General features: G+C 74.5%; 12 protein-coding genes and 1 pseudogene. 8 read left to right on the top strand and 5 right to left on the bottom strand.

All coding sequences use genetic code 11. The features are described from left to right. Window positions 1-33 precede the first annotated feature (33 nt). The 7 genes from WA762_RS22625 (at window position 34) to WA762_RS22655 (ending at window position 8,592) form a co-directional block, all read left to right on the top strand. Window positions 34-1,470, top strand: coding sequence for an MFS transporter (locus WA762_RS22625; RefSeq protein WP_335937881.1), 1,437 nt, complete (start codon window positions 34-36; stop codon window positions 1,468-1,470). Between the two features lie 94 nt (window positions 1,471-1,564). Beyond that, window positions 1,565-3,142: an FGGY family carbohydrate kinase gene (locus WA762_RS22630; protein WP_335937882.1), complete on the top strand. Its 1,578-nt coding sequence runs from the start codon at window positions 1,565-1,567 to the stop codon at window positions 3,140-3,142. 74 nt (window positions 3,143-3,216) lie between these two features. Beyond that, complete coding sequence (locus tag WA762_RS22635) at window positions 3,217-4,890, top strand: glycerol-3-phosphate dehydrogenase/oxidase (RefSeq protein ID WP_335937883.1); 1,674 nt, start codon at window positions 3,217-3,219, stop codon at window positions 4,888-4,890. Beyond that, window positions 4,887-6,440 (top strand): FAD-binding oxidoreductase, encoded by a 1,554-nt coding sequence (locus tag WA762_RS22640; protein ID WP_335937884.1) that lies wholly within the window; start codon window positions 4,887-4,889, stop codon window positions 6,438-6,440. Before WA762_RS22635 ends, WA762_RS22640 begins: the two co-directional genes overlap by 4 nt. Window positions 6,441-6,483: 43 nt before the next feature. After that, the gene (locus tag WA762_RS22645; protein ID WP_335937885.1) at window positions 6,484-7,146 is read left to right on the top strand and encodes a glycerol-3-phosphate responsive antiterminator; all 663 of its coding nucleotides are present in this window, start codon (window positions 6,484-6,486) and stop codon (window positions 7,144-7,146) included. 7 nt (window positions 7,147-7,153) lie between these two features. Further along, the gene (locus WA762_RS22650; RefSeq protein WP_335937886.1) at window positions 7,154-7,456 is read left to right on the top strand and encodes a putative quinol monooxygenase; all 303 of its coding nucleotides are present in this window, start codon (window positions 7,154-7,156) and stop codon (window positions 7,454-7,456) included. Next, window positions 7,453-8,592, top strand: a complete 1,140-nt coding sequence (locus WA762_RS22655) for a zinc-binding dehydrogenase (RefSeq protein WP_335937887.1) — start codon at window positions 7,453-7,455, stop codon at window positions 8,590-8,592. Before WA762_RS22650 ends, WA762_RS22655 begins: the two co-directional genes overlap by 4 nt. Window positions 8,593-8,767: 175 nt before the next feature. Here the strand turns inward: WA762_RS22655 and WA762_RS22660 are convergent, their stop codons facing one another. Further along, complete coding sequence (locus WA762_RS22660; protein WP_335937888.1) at window positions 8,768-9,436, bottom strand: class I SAM-dependent methyltransferase; 669 nt, start codon at window positions 9,434-9,436, stop codon at window positions 8,768-8,770. 285 nt (window positions 9,437-9,721) lie between these two features. On the opposite strand from WA762_RS22660, the gene WA762_RS22665 reads away from it, so the two are divergent. Then, entirely contained in the window at window positions 9,722-10,999 is a 1,278-nt protein-coding gene (locus WA762_RS22665) for an MFS transporter (RefSeq protein ID WP_335937889.1), read from the top strand. 22 nt (window positions 11,000-11,021) lie between these two features. Here the strand turns inward: WA762_RS22665 and WA762_RS22670 are convergent, their stop codons facing one another. The 4 genes and pseudogenes from WA762_RS22670 to WA762_RS22685 all read right to left on the bottom strand — a co-directional run bounded on the left by WA762_RS22670 (window position 11,022) and on the right by WA762_RS22685 (window position 14,955). Further along, window positions 11,022-11,834, bottom strand: a complete 813-nt coding sequence (locus WA762_RS22670) for an urease accessory protein UreD (protein WP_335937890.1) — start codon at window positions 11,832-11,834, stop codon at window positions 11,022-11,024. Further along, window positions 11,831-12,490 carry an urease accessory protein UreG gene (gene ureG / locus WA762_RS22675; protein ID WP_335937919.1) on the bottom strand — a complete coding sequence of 220 codons (660 nt, stop codon included), beginning with the start codon at window positions 12,488-12,490 and terminating at the stop codon, window positions 11,831-11,833. The genes WA762_RS22670 and ureG overlap by 4 nt, the downstream gene beginning before the upstream one ends. 97 nt (window positions 12,491-12,587) lie before the next feature. Beyond that, window positions 12,588-13,253: an urease accessory protein UreF gene (locus tag WA762_RS22680; protein ID WP_335937891.1), complete on the bottom strand. Its 666-nt coding sequence runs from the start codon at window positions 13,251-13,253 to the stop codon at window positions 12,588-12,590. Continuing rightward, window positions 13,253-14,955, bottom strand: a pseudogene (locus WA762_RS22685) (urease subunit alpha). Before WA762_RS22685 ends, WA762_RS22680 begins: the two are co-directional and overlap by 1 nt. Window position 14,956 lies beyond the last annotated feature (1 nt).

The raw sequence follows: 14,956 nt of genomic DNA on the forward strand, positions 1-14,956 counted from the left end.
TGCCGCCGACGGGTCTTCCTCGAAGGCGGACTCATGGCACAACGTCCGAGCGTCAAAGGCGTCGCCGACGTCGTTGCGCTCATCGATGGGCTGGGAAAGATCACCGGCCGGGCGCAGATCATCTGGTTCCTCGTGTTCGGCGGGCTGTTCCTCGACGCCTACTCGAACGCGGCGCTGAGCGCCGGTCTGGGTCCGATGACGACCCAGATGGAGCTGACCAGCACCCAGGTCTCGATCCTCACGGCCACCGCTCCGGCCCTGGCGATCATCTTCAACCCGGTCGGCGGCTGGCTCGCCACCCGGATCGGCCGTGTTCCCCCGCTGCTCATCGCCAAGGTGTTCGCCATCGCGGGCGCCCTGCTCGCCGCGTTCGCCGGTGACTTCACGGTCGTCTGGCTCGGCCGGGTCCTGGTGGGCGTCGCGTACGGCATCGACTTCGCCGTCGCCATGGCGCTGCTCGCCGAGTACACGCCCGCGAAGCTGGGCGGCCGGCTGAATCTGTGGCAGGCCGTCTGGTACGTCGCCACCACCAGCAACCTCGCCCTCGCCCTGGTCTTCTTCAACCTGGACGTCGGCGCCGACATCTGGCGCTGGTCGGTCGGCTCGGCCTCGGTCGTCGCCGCCGTGCTGCTGATCGGCCAGGCGCTGATGCTCAAGGAGAGCCCCACCTGGCTGGCCAGCAAGGGCCGGCTGGACGAGTCGGTGGCCAACCTGGACCGGATCTACGGGATCGAGGCGGTCGCCGGGAAGCCCGACGAGGCGACCCGCGCCGCCGCCGAGGCGCCCGCCATCGGGTTCCGCCAGGCCGGGCTGCTGTTCAAGGGCGAGTACCTGCCGCGCACGGTCCTCTCCTCGGTGATCTCGCTCGGGCAGTCGATGCAGTACTTCGCGGTCGGCTGGTACCTGCCGCTGATCAGCCTGGCGATCTTCGGCGAGAGCTTCGAGAAGGCCACCGTCGGCTCGATGGTGTTCAACGCCTTCGGCATCGCCGGCGGGCTGCTGTCGGCGTACTTCGGCCGCCGCCTCGGGCTGCGCCTCAGCTCCGCCGCCGGTTTCGCCGGGGTCTTCGTGGCCCTGGTGGCGATGGGGCTGACCTTCGAGAAGGTGCCCACGGCCGTGGCGTTCCTGCTGCCGGTGCTGTTCATCCTCTGCCACTCGGCGGGCCCCGGCGCCAACGGGAAGTCCATCGCCGCGCTCTCCTACAGCAGCGACGTGCGCGCGCTCGGCACCGGTGTCACCGGGATGGTCGGCAGCTTCGGCAGCGTCGTCGGGCTGTATGTGTTCCCGCAGATCAAGGACTCGCTCGGGCTCGCCGACACCTTCCTGGTCCTCTCCGTCGTGCCGCTGCTCGGTCTGATCACCTGCCTGGTGATCAAGTGGGACCCGACGAAGGCGGCCTCGCCCGACGAGGCCGTCGGGCAGGGCCACGGGGCCGCCGCCCGGCCGGCGCCGTCCGCGGCCGCGCGCTGACCCCGCCGCGCCCCGTCCCCCGTACCGCCGTACCCGTCCTCTCCCGTATCCCTCCGCACGGCTCGCTCGCGATGCCCGCAACGAAAGGGCTGCCATGACGCAGACGTTCCCCGGCGCCGCCGCACGGCGCGGCGTGCTGTCCATCGACGAGGGCACCACGGGCACCCGGGCCGGAGTCGTCCTCGACTCGGGCGCCGCCCACGAGGTGTTCTACCGGTCGATCGCGGTCTCCCACCCGGACGACCTCTCGGTCGAGCAGGACCCGATGGAGATCTGGACCGCCACCGTCGAGGTGGCGCGCCGGGCCGTCGGCCGGGCCCGCGAGGACGGCATCGAGGTCACCGCGGTCGCGCTGTCCACGCAGCGGGCCACGGCGATGCTCTGGGACCGGGTCACCGGCCGGCCGCTGCTGCCCGCGGTGGTGTGGCAGGACCGGCGGTACGCGCAGGAGCTCACCGCGTACGAGGCGGAGTGGGACGCCGCCCTGCTGGCCCGGCAGGGCCGGCCGGTCGGCGCCCGCTCCCCGTTCCTCTGGGCGGCCCGGCAGATCGCCGCGCACCCGGAGGCGGCCGAGGCGCACCGGGCGGGGCGGCTGCTCTTCGGCACCGTCGACACCTGGCTGATCTGGCGGCTGACCGGCGGCGCCGTGCACGCCACCACCCCGACCAACGCCGCGTCCACCGGTGGATACCTGCTGGAGGAGCACGCCTGGGACGAGGAGTGGATCGACCGTCTCGGCTTCCCCCTCGACCTGCTGCCCGAGCTCCGCTCCGACGACGCCGGGTTCGGCGTCACCGACCCGGCCGCCCTCGGCGTCGCCGTCCCGCTGGCCGCCTCCATGGGCGACCAGCACGCCGCTCTCGTCGCGCTCGGCGGGCTCGCCGCCGGGCAGGGCATGTGCGTGTACGGGACCGGCGCGTTCGTCGACGCGGCGACCGGCACCACGCCCGCCCTGCCCCGGCCGGACATCTCCGGGGTGCTCGCCCAGCCCGGCCGGCGGCAGGGCGACATCAGCCACTACAGCCTGGAGGCGTACACCTCCACGGCGGGTTCGGCGCTGCGCTGGCTCTGCGACGACCTGGGCCTGTTCGCGTCGCCGAAGGAGCTCGGTGAGGAGGCGGGCCGGGTCCCCACCCGGCCGGGCCGCACCCCGCGTTTCGTCCCGGCGCTCGCCGGGGTCCGTACGCCGGTCTGGCATCCGGAGGCCACCGCCGCCCTCACCGGGCTCACCCTCGCCACCACCCGCGCCGACCTCGCCCGGGCCGTGCTCGACGGGATCGCGCACTCGGTGTGCGACCTGATCGACGGGGTCGCGGACACCATGGGCGCCCCGTTCACCCGGCTCCGGGTCGGCGGCGGCGTCTCCGGCAGCGACCCGCTGATGCGGATCCAGGCCGACCTGACCGGGCTGCCGCTGGAACGGGTCTCCGACTCCGCCACCGCCAGCCTGCGCGGCACCGCCTATCTGGCCGGGGTCGCCCGCGGCCTGTGGTCCTCGTTGGAGGAGGTCGTGGAGGCGCAGCCGCACGGACAGGTCTTCGAACCGTCGCTCCCGGCGGCCGAACGCGCCGATCAGCGGGCCGCCTGGCGCGATGTGCTGATCGCCCACCTGCACGACCCCGCGCTGCTCCCCCTGCGGGAGGGCGCACCCGAACCTCACACCCCCCACTGACGGCCCCGGCCGTCACACCGGCGGCCCGCACACGATGACAGGGCCGCCGAACCGAAACACCAGGAGTTGATGTTGTGATCACCATGCCCGCCCGGAAACCGCGGCGCAACGCCGCGGCGACCCGCCGGACGCCCCTGCTGCTCGACCGGGCGGCCCTCAAGCGCCGGCTGGCCGACGACACGTACGACGTGCTCGTCATCGGTGGTGGCATCACCGGGGCGTACGCCGTGCTGGACGCCGCCTCGCGCGGTCTGCGCGCGGCCCTGATCGAGAAGGACGACTTCGCCTCCGGCACCTCGTCGAAGTCGTCGAAGATGGTGCACGGCGGACTGCGTTACATCGAGCAGGGCAACGTCAACCTGGTCCGCCACTCGCTCCTGGAGCGCCACCGCTTCCGGAAGAACGCCCCGCACCTGGTGCACCGGCTGCCGTTCCTCTTCCCGATCCTGGAGAAGGAGGGCGTGTTCGACGCCCGCCTCGCCAAGGGCTTCGAGGGCCTGCTGTGGACGTACGACCTGGTCGGCGGCTGGCGGATCGGCAAGCTCCACCAGCGGCTCACGGTGCCCGAGGTGCTGGCGCAGGCGCCGACGCTGCGCGCCGAGAACCTCAAGGGCGGGCTGATGTACTTCGACGCCCGCACCGACGACGCCCGGCTCGTCCTCACCATCGTCCGCACGGCCGCCGCGCTCGGGGCCACGGTCCTCAACGGGGCGAAGGCCGAGGGCCTGCTGACGCAGGCCGGCAAGGTGTCCGGCGCCCGGGTCTCGGCGGACGGAGACACCTTCGACATCCGGGCGCGGGCCGTCGTCAACGCCACCGGGGTGTGGACCGACGAGCTGGACGCCAAGGCGGACGAGGGCCATCGGCCGCAGGTCCGGCCCGCCAAGGGCGTCCACATCGTGGTGCCGTGGGACAAGGTGCGGATCAACTGCACGGTCACCGTGCCGATCCCCGGCCGGGCCCGCCGCGCCACCTGCACCCGCTGGGGCAACAGCGTCGTGCTGGGCACCACCGACGAGGACTACCAGGGCTCGCCGGACGACGTGCACTGCACCCGGCAGGAGATGGACTTCCTGCTGGAGGGAGCCAACACCGCGTTCGAGGGGAAGCTCACCCCGGACGACGTGGTCGGCTCCATCGGCGGGCTGCGTCCGCTCGTCGGCGGCAAGGAGGGCGCGACCCTCGACATGCGCCGCGACCACCACATCACCGTCGGCCGCACCGGCATGGTCACGGTGACCGGCGGCAAGCTCACCACCAGCCGGCACATGGGCGAGCTCGTCATCGACAAGGTGATGACCGTTCTCGGCCGCAGGGCGAGGAGCCGCACCGGCGATCTCCCGCTGCTGGGCGGCGCGGGGTACGACTCCGAGGCCGTCGCCGCGTCCGGCGGCATCGCCGCGCACCTGGGCGAGCGCTTCGGCACCGAGGCCCGGTTCGTCGGCGACCTGATCCAGGAGGACCCGTCGCTGGCCGAGCCGATCGTCGCGGGACTCCCCTACACCGGGGCGGAGGTCGTCTACGCGGCCCGCGCCGAGCTGGCCCGCTCGGTCGACGACGTCCTCTCCCGCCGCACCCGTGCCCGGCTGTTCGCCCGGGACGCCTCCGCGGAGGCCGCCGAGGCCGTCGGCGCGATCCTCGGCCGGGAACTGAACCTCACGGAGGCGGAGGTCGAGCGCTCGGTCGCCGAGTACCTCGCAGCCGTCCGTCACGAAAAGTCCGTACTCCTCGAAGGGGCAGCAGCATGATCAGCCGTCAGACCATCACCCACCCGTTCAACCGGGGCGACTACACCGTCGGCGCCCCCAGCTTCGCCAAGTGGGCGCGGAACACCCCGATCGGCGACGGCGAGGCCGCGCTCCAGGCGGACCCGGTCGAGGTCCCTCGGTCCGTGGTCGAGGCGCTGCGCGAGGCCGCGCACGCCGTGCACACCGCCCGCGAGGAGGTCGTGACCCGGACCCGCGACTGGTGGGCCGGTTCGATGATCGGCGAGACCGAGGGCCGTCCCGCGACCCCCGACGCCGTGGTCGTCGAGGCCGTCGACGCCGACCAGGTCGCCGCGGTGCTGCGGATCTGCCACGAGGCCGGCGTCCCGGTCACCCCGTCCGCGGGCCGCTCCAACGTCACGGGTGCGGCGCTCCCCGTCTTCGGCGGCGTGGTCCTGGACCTGTGCGGGCTGAACCGGATCACCGGCTTCGACGCCGAGTCGAACATCGTGGACGTGCAGCCCGGCATGTTCGGGGACCTCTTCGAGAAGCAGCTCCAGGAGGAGTACGGCGTCACCACCGGCCACTGGCCGTCCGCGTTCGCCGTCTCCACCGTCGGCGGCTGGATCGCCTGCCGGGGCGCCGGCCAGCTCTCGACCCGCTACGGCAAGATCGAGGACATGGTCGTCGGCGTCGACGTGGTGCACGCCGACGGCACCCGGGCCACCTACGGCGACTACGCGCGCGCCGCCGTCGGCCCGGACCTGCGCCAGCTGTTCGTCGGCTCCGAGGGCACGCTGGGCGTCATCGTCTCGGCCCGGCTGCGGGTCCACCCGCTGCCGGAGTACGCCTCCGCCGCCGCGTACGGCTTCACGACCTTCGCCCAGGGTCTGGAGGCCTGCCGCCGCATCATGCAGCGCGGCGCCACCCCGGCCGTCCTGCGCCTGTACGACAAGCTGGAGTCGGGCACCCACTTCGGCCACCCGGAGACCAACCTGCTGCTCATCGCGGACGAGGGCGACCCGGCGATCGTCGACGCCTCGATCAAGGTGGCCAAGGAGGTCTGCGAGGAGTACGGGCCCGAACTGGACAGCCAGGCGGTCTTCGAGCGCTGGCTCGACGAGCGGATGCTCGTCGGCAAGTCCTCCGACGGCTTCAAGCCCGGTCCGGGCTTCGTCGCCGACACCCTGGAGATGGCCGCGTCCTGGACTGCCCTGCCGGCGATCTACGACGAGGTGGTCGCCGCGATCCAGGCGGTGGACGGCACCCTGGCCGCCTCCGCCCACCAGTCGCACGCGTACACCGACGGCGCCTGCGTCTACTTCTCGCTCCGCGGCGACGTGGCGCCCGAGGCGCGCCGCGACTGGTACCGGTCGGTGTGGGACGCCGCCAACGCCGTGCTGATCAAGCACGCGGCGGCGATCAGCCACCACCACGGCTGCGGTCTGCTGCGCGGCCCGTACGTCGGCGAGTCGCTCGGCGCGGGCTTCGCGACCTTCGTCGCGGTGAAGAACGCCCTTGACCCGAAGGGCATCCTCAACCCTGGGAAACTGGGCCTTCCCAGCCGATTCGGTACGTCTCCGCTGAACTGATCCCAGCAGACACGAACCCTCCCTCTCCAGGCAGGTCCTCGCCATGAACCCTTCCCCCTCCCGGTCCGCCGCCGCACTCGACCCCCGGCTCGCCTCGGCGCTCGCCGAGGTCCCGGTCGTCGCGTCGGTCGTCGGCACCCAGCCGCTGCGGCAGTTCCTGACCGCACCGGCCAGGGTGTGCATCCTGGCGTCGCTCGCGGTGGGGCAGCTGCCCCAGGTCGTGCCGGCGCTGGGCCGGGCGGGGAAGACCGTGTTCGTGAACGTGGACAGCAGCCCCGGTCTGGCCCAGGACCGGGGCGCGCTGGAGTTCATCAAGAACATGGGCGCCCACGGCGTGGTCAGCACCCGGCTCTCCCTCATAGAGAAGGGCCGCCCGCTCGGCCTGCTGACGATGATGAAGGTGTTCGTCACCGACCGGTCCAATCTGCGCCGCTCCACGGACGCGATCTCGCGCGGGGCGCCGGACCTGGTCGAGATCATGCCCGCCCCGATCGTCGCCCGGATGAGCGCGCAGGCGCAGCGCGCGATGTCCCCCTCGGTCGCGGCGGGCTTCGTGGAGACCCCCGCCGACGTGGCGCTGGCGCTGGCCCTCGGGTCCGTCGCCGCCGCCACCTCCGACCCCCGCCTCTGGCATCTGCGCCGGGACCAGTTGCCGCCGGTCCCGCCCGCCGCCCTGAAGAGGCCCGCCGCACCACCCCAGGAGTGAGACCCCCATGACCTATGTCGTCGTCGCCCGCTACCGCACCAAGGAGGGCGAGCAGGACACCGTCCTCCCGCTGCTCGACGCCATGGCCGCCGCCTCCCGCCAGGAGCCGGGCAACCTCGCCTACCGGGTCCACCAGGGCACCGAGGACCCGCGGGCCATCGTGCTGTACGAGGAGTACGCCTCCGAGGCCGACTTCACCGCGCACTGCGCCACCCCGCACTTCCAGCGGATCGTGCTGGGCGAGGTCGTGCCGCTGCTGGAGAGCCGGGACGTGCTGCGCTGCGCCCCGCGTCCGGAGGTGCGGGCATGAGGACCCGCGCGGCGGTGCTGCGCGGGGTGTCGACGGACCGCCCCTACTCCGCGACCCGCCCGGTGGAGGTGGAGGAGCTGGAGCTGGGCGCCCCGCGCGAGGGCGAGGTGCTGGTCCGGATCGCGGCCGCCTCGCTCTGTCACTCGGACCTGTCGGTGGTCAACGGCGACCGGGTCCGCCCGCTGCCGATGGCGCTCGGTCATGAGGCGGTGGGCGTCGTGGAGGAGACCGGTCCGGGCGTGAACCGGGTCTCCCCCGGCGACCACGTGGCCCTGGTCTTCGTGCCCAGCTGCGGGTTCTGCGCCGACTGCGCGGCGGGGCGGCCCGCCCTGTGCGAGCGGGCGGCGGCGGCGAACGGGGCGGGGGCGCTGCTGCACGGCCCGTCGCTGCTGACCGACGCCTCCGGCGCCACCGTCCACCACCAGCTCGGGGTGTCCGCGTTCTCCGAGCACGCGGTGCTGGCCCAGGAGTCGGTGGTGCCGATCCCCGCGGACGTGCCGTTCACGGTGGCGTCGATGTTCGGCTGCGCGGTGCTGACCGGCGCCGGGGCCGTCATCAACACGGCGGCCCTGCGCCCCGGCCAGTCGGCGGTGGTCTACGGGCTGGGCGGGGTGGGCCTGTCCGCGGTGCTGGGGGCCCGTGCCGCCGGTGCGTACCCCGTCGTCGCGGTCGACCCGGTCGCGGAGAAGCGCGCGCTGGCCCTCCAGCTGGGCGCCACCCACGCGTACGCCCCGGCCGAGGCGGTCGAGGCGATCCGCGAACTCACCTTGGGGGGAGCCGAGTTGGCGGTGGAGGCGGTGGGCAGCCCGAAGGTGACGGCCGAGTGCCTGACGGCCGTCGCCCGAGGCGGCAAGGTCGTCTCGGTGGGCCTGCCGGCCCCCGGCCGGATGCTGGAGGTCCCGGCCCTGGCGTTCGCCGGCGAGGGCAAGTCCCTGATCGGCTCCTACATGGGCGACGCGGTCCCCCGCCGGGACATCCCCCGGTTCCTGGACCTGTGGCGGGCCGGGCTGATGCCGGTGGAGCGCATGCACACCGGCACGCTGCCGCTGACCGGCATCAACGAGGCCCTGGAGGAGCTGGCCTCGGGCCGGGCGATCCGCCAGGTCATCGACACCTCGGGCCTGCCGGCCGCCTGACGGCCGCGCGGCCGACGGGCCTGCGGCTGTCGGCCGACGGGCCTGCGGCTGTCGGCCGACGGGCCTGCCGCCGACTGCGCCCCCTCCGAGACCGGAGGGGGCGCTGTCGGCCGGGGGTCTCCCGTCGGCCCCGGCCGGCACGGCGGCGGCCCGGCGGGGCGTGTCCCCCTCGCCGTCATCGGCCGCCGGAGCCGTCGCGCCACACCAGCGTGTACCGCCAGAACAGCCTGCGCCGCGCCTTCGCGCCGGGCAGCACGTCCCGTGCCTCGCGGACGATCTCGCGGTACGTCGTCCCGGCGGGCCGGGTCACGGCGGTCATCGAGACCGGGCGCGGCGCCCTGCGGCCCCTGTTCCTGACCCAGCCCGTGGCGGCGTTCAGGGGACTGGAGACGAGAGCCAGCAGGTGGTCTCCCACGGTCTCCTCGCGGGCGAGGCCGACCACCACCAGGGTTCCGCCGGGCGCCAGACGCTCCCGGAATCCGGCGAGGGCGTCGGCGAGGGGAAGGTGGTGGAGGGTGGCGACGCACGTGATCACGTCGTACGGGCCGGCCGGCATCCCGGCCGGCGCCTCGGCGACGGCGAAGGTCACCGGGGCGTCGGGGCGCGTGAGTTCACGGGCCCGGTCCACGATCCCCGGGTCGGCGTCGATGGCGTGCACCCTCCCCGCCCGGGTCGCCAGGAGCCGGGCCAGGTCCCCGCTGCCGCAGCCGACGTCCAGGGCTCTGTCGAACCGGCGCGGGAGCCGGCGCAGGATCCATCGGTGGAAGTGCGCGTTGTGGTCCCAGGGATGGGCGGCGTTGAAGCGGTCGAGTGCCTGGAGGATCCGGTGCGACGGCGTCGTCATGCCCCGCACCGTACGAGGCGTCCCGCGGCATGTCGAACCGTTCCGGGGCTCCGGCGGCGAAGCCCGGACCGGAGCGCAGCCGCCGGGCGCGCACGTCCGCGCGCCGGGCCGTCGCACCGCCCGCCGCCGCGCGCCTCTCCTCCTGATACGTTGGTCCGCATGTTCCTCCCCTGTGCGTAGAGCCCCGTGCCGGCCGCGCCCCGTGTTCCAGCGGGTGCGGTCCTCCGGTGTCCCCGCATGCCCGCGGCGCGGCCCGCTCGCGCCGCCCTCACGAGGAACGTCCTCATGTTTCCGCGCTCCCCCGCCCCTTCGTACGCCTCCGTCCTGCGCACCCCGCACGCCGCCCGCGCCTTCGGCGCCGCCCTGCTGGGGCGGTTGTCGAACGGGGTGGCCCCCCTCTCCCTGGTGCTGGCGGTGAAGGACGCCACCGGCTCGTACTCCGTCGCCGGTGTGGTCATGGCCCTGTTCGGGGCCGCCAGTGTCTCCCTCTCCCCCGTCCGTGCCGCGCTGGTCGACCGGTTCGGACCGCGCCGGGCCCTGCCGCCGATGGCCGGCGCGTACGCGGTCCTGCTCGCCGTCCTGGCGTACATCACCTGGCGGCCGGGGGCCTCCCCGCTCCCGCTGGGGACGCTCGCCGTGGCCGCGGGCACCTGCACACCGCCGCTGGGGCCGGTGATGCGGACCCTGTGGAGCCGTCTCCTCCCGGACCGGGAGCTGCTGCGGCGCGCCTACAGCCTGGACGGCGTCGCCGAGGAACTGCTGTTCGTCACCGGGCCGTTGCTGGTGGGCGTGGTGATCCGGCACACCGTCCCCGCGGCGGGCGTCGCGATCGGCGCCGCGCTGGTGCTGGTGGGCACGGGCGCGCTGGTGTCCTCCCCCGCGCTGCGCGGCACGGGACCGGGCCCGGCGGAACGGCCGGCCGAGACGCCGGACGGGGCGGCCGGCGGGCGGCGGACGCTGCTCGGGATCGCCGGTCTGCGGCACGCGGCGCTCGCGGCCGCCGCCGTGGGGCTGTGTCTGGGCGGGCTGGACCTGCTGGTGGTGGCGTTCGCCGAGCAGCACCACCGGGGCGGGTCGGTGGCGTGGGTGCTCGCGGCGCTGTCCGCGGGCAGCGCGGTCGGCGGGCTCGCCTACGGCGCGGTTTCCTGGCGCGCCCCGAACGGGGTGCGGCTGCCGGTCCTGGTCGCCGGTCTGGGCGCGGCGCTGGTCGTGGCCGGTCTCTCGCCCGGTGTGCCGGCGCTGGTCGCGGTGGTCGCGGCGGCCGGGGTCTTCGTCGCGCCGGCCCTGACGACGGCGTATCTCGTCGCGGACGAGTCGGTGGATCCGGACGCCCGGACGCGGGCGGGCGCGTGGGTGAACACGGCGGTCAACGCCGGGTCCGCGCTGGGCGGCGCGACGACGGGGCTGCTGGTGGACCGGCTGCCGCCGTCCGTCTGCTTCGCGATCGCGGCGGCGCCCGCGCTGGCGTGCGCGGCCGTGGTGGCGTGCGGTACGCCCTCGCACGGCCGCGCGGACCGGGCCCCGGCTCCGGCTCCGGACGCCGACGGGGCGTCGCGGGTCTGAGGCACCGGGGAGTTCAGTGCCATCAGTGCCGGGGCCGGTCTTCGCCCGGCGGCCTCCGGCCGGAGGTCCCCGGGCCGTGCGGAGACGCGCCCTGGTGGCGCCAGTCCTCCCAGACCGCCGCGAGCTCCGCCTCGATCGCGGGGGCCACGGTGTCCAGCAGGCGCACCTGCGCCCCCGGGCCCGCCAGGTCCGTGCGGTACGGGTGGGGCGGGCCGGCGGGGCGGGCGCCGAGGGCGGTGACCGAGCCGATGACCCGGTTGGGCCCCAGGACGCCGGGCAGCTCGCGCATCTGCCGCTCCGTCAGGTCCAGGTCCTCGACGAGCAGTTCGTCGCCGTCGTAGGTGACGCGGGTGGTCGCCCGCACGCTGCCGCCCCGTTCGCCGGAGCGTCCCAGGACCAGGGTGTCCCGCCACAGCATCCGTGCCCCGGCGCCCAGCGTCACGTCCATGGAGCGGGCCACCCGCGCGCCGTCGCAGACCACGAACGGCCGGGCGTCCCAGAGCAGTTCGCCGCCCTCCGCGATGTCGACCCGGGCCCGCCAGCGCGACGAGCCGCCGCGGTGGTGGTAGGCGACCAGTCCGGAGGGCTCGACCAGTTCCAGGCGGGCGCCGGGGCCGACCCGGACGCCCAGTTCCAGTTCGTCTCCCGCGAGCAGTCCGGCCCGGGTGCCGACCAGGGCGATCCGAACCCGGTCGGGGGCCGGCGCCAGGGGGCGGGGGGCGAGGAAGGCGCCGGGGCGCAGTTCGCGGACGAGGTGGCGGCCCGTTCCGTCGCGCTCCACGGCGACGACCGTGGGGTCGGCCGGTTCGGGGCGGGCGGCCGCGGGGCCCGTCACGAGTCGTGGCTGTGGCTGTGCGGTGCCATCGGTCCCGGATCGGTGGGGACCAGGGCACCGGCGCGGTGACGTGCGAGCACCGACCGCACCCAGTCGGCGAGTTCGGCGGTGGACGCCGGGTCGTGCTTGGAGAGCGCGAGCACCGGCAGGCCGTCGCGGGCGGCGCGGGCGTCGGCGACCATGGCGTCCACGTCGACCTCGACGTGCGGCGCCAGGTCGGTCTTGTTGACGATCAGCAGATCGGCGCCGGTGATGCCAGGGCCGCCCTTGCGCGCGACGTCCCCGCCGCCCGCGACGTCGATGCAGAACAGCTGGGCGTCGGCGAGCGCCGGGCTGAAGGTGGCGGTGAGGTTGTCGCCGCCGCTCTCCACGAGCACCAGGTCGAGCGGGCCGAACTCCTCCTCCAGGTCCTCGACGGCGTCGAGGTTGGCGCTGATGTCGTCGCGGATCGCGGTGTGCGGGCAGGCGCCGGTCTCGACGGCCCGGATGCGTTCCGTCGGCAGGACGCCGGCCGAGCGGAGGAAGCGGGCGTCCTCGTCGGTGTAGATGTCGTTGGTGACGACGCCCATGGCGAGTTCGCCGGCCAGTTCGCGGCAGAGGGTGGCGAGGATCGAGCTCTTGCCGGTGCCGACCGGGCCCGCGACGCCGATCCGCAGGGCGCGCGGCCGGGCGGGGCCCGCGTCGTGCCGGTGGTGGCCGGAGCGGTGGTCGTGCCGGTGGCCGGAGTGCTGGTCGTGCTGGTGGTCGTGCTGGTCAGGCAAGGAAGAGTCTCCGTTCTCGTCGTGCGTGTTCCAGGGCCCACTGTTCGGTGAGCAGGGGGGTACGGGCGGGCAGCCCGGCCGGGTCCCGTACCGCGAGGGCCTCGCCCACCGCGGCGGAGGCGTCGGGCTCGGCGGCGAGGATCCAGGCGACCGTGTCGAGGGGGTCGCCGGGCAGCAGTTTGAGCGCCGCCGAGGTGATGGTCTGGAGTTCGTCGTAGACGACGGCGTGCGCCAGTTCCTCCTCGGACACCCCCATGACGGCCCCGAGGGCGCCGAGCGCGACCGGCCGCAGCGGGCGGGGGCGGAGCGCGGACAGTGCGGTGACCGCCGGGTGGTCCGGGGCCAGCCGGCGGGCCAGCCGGTGCACCCCGCGGCCGAGGGTCGCGGACGCCTCCCGCAGGGGTGCGACCGGGGTCCGGGCGGCGAGGGCCCGTTGAACCGGCCCGTAGTCCGCCTCCTCCTGCCCGGCGGCCCGCAGGGCGAGGACGGCGGCGGCGGCCTCGGTGACCGCGGCGGTGCGCAGCCGGGCCCGGAGCAGGGCCGGGATCCGGTCGCGGGTGAGGCCCGCCGCGACGGCCGGTTCGAGGCCGGCGCTGTAGGTGTACGCGCCGACGGGGAGCCGGCCGTCGCCGAGCAGCAGGGATGCCAGGTGCGCCATCAGAACATGGCGTACCGCTGGGCCAGCGGCAGGACGGTAGCGGGGGCGGGTTCGACGAGTTCTCCGTCGATCCGGATGGCGAAGGTCTCCGGGTCGACGTCGATCCGCGGGAGGGCCGTGTTGTTCGGCAGGTCCGCCTTGGTGAGGTGGCGGGTGGGCTGCACGGCGACCAGTTCCCGTTCGAGGCCGAGGCGTTCGGCGAGGCCGTCCTCCAGGGCCGCCGGGCCGACGAAGCTGACCGAGAGATGCGGGGCGGCGTCGAAGGCGGCGGTGGGGCGCAGGAGCACGGGCTGGGTGGTGGGGATCGCGGCGTTGGCGTCGCCGAGGGGCGCGTACACCACCATGCCGCCCTTGATCACGGCGGCCGGGCGGATGCCGAAGAAGGCCGGGTCCCAGAGCACCAGGTCGGCGAGCTTGCCGGGTTCGACGGAGCCGACGACGTGGTCGATGCCGTGGGCGACGGCGGGGCAGATGGTGTATTTGGCGACGTAGCGGCGGGCGCGTTCGTTGTCGGCGGGCAGTTCGGCGCCGCGGTCGCCGAAGCGCTGTTTCATGGTGTGGGCGACCTGCCAGGTGCGGCAGATCACCTCTCCGATGCGGCCCATGGCCTGGGCGTCGGAGGAGGTGATGGAGAGGGCGCCGATGTCGTGCAGGACGTCCTCGGCGGCGATGGTGGTGGCGCGGATGCGGGACTCCGCGAAGGCGAGGTCCTCGGGGACGCGCGTGTTGAGGTGGTGGCAGACCATCAGCATGTCGAGGTGTTCCGCGACGGTGTTGACGGTGTGCGGGAGCGTCGGGTTGGTGGACGCGGGGAGGATGTGGGGGTGGGAGGCGACGGTGATGATGTCGGGCGCGTGGCCGCCCCCGGCGCCCTCCGCGTGGAAGACGTGGATGCCGCGCCCGGCGATGGCGTCGAGGGTGCCCTCGACGTAGCCGGCCTCGTTGAGGCTGTCGGCGTGCAGGGCGACCTGGAGCCCGTAGGCGTCGGCCGCCTTGAGCGCGGCGTCGATGGCGGCGGGGTGGCGCCCCAGTCCTCGTGGACCTTGTAGCCTCCGGCGCCGCCGAGCGCCGCCTCGCGCAGGCCGTCCTCGCCGACGGTCGAGCCCTTGCCGAACAGCATGACGTTGAGCGGGACGCGGTCGAGGGAGCGGTGCATCATCGCGAGGTTCCACGCGCCGGGGGTGACGGTGGTGGCCTTGGATCCCTCGGTGGCGCCGGTGCCGCCGCCGATGACGGTGGTGGTGCCGGTGGCCAGGGCCTCGTGCAGGGCTCCGGGCATCAGGAAGTGGACGTGGGTGTCGACGGCGCCGGCGGTGAGGATGCGGCCCTCGCCGGAGATCACGTCGGTGCCGGGGCCGATCACCAGGCCGGGGTGGACCCCGTCGCCGATGTCGGGGTTGCCGGAACGTCCCAGGGCGACGATCCGGCCGTCCCGGACGCCGACGTCGGTCTTGACGACGCCCCAGTGGTCGAGGACGACGACGTTGGTGATGACGAGGTCGAGGGCGCCGTCGGCGCGTGAGGCGGTGGACTGGCCCATGGACTCCCGGATGGACTTGCCGCCGCCGAAGACGGCCTCGTCGCCGCCGAAGCAGCGGTCCTCCTCGACCTCGATCCACAGGTCGGTGTCGGCGAGGCGGACGCGGTCGCCGGTGGTGGGCCCGTAGAGCGCCGCGTAGGCGGCCCGGGTCAGTTCTGCCATG

Origin of the sequence: Streptomyces tyrfis, from assembly GCF_037034285.1 — a bacterium.
Taxonomy (GTDB): domain Bacteria; phylum Actinomycetota; class Actinomycetes; order Streptomycetales; family Streptomycetaceae; genus Streptomyces.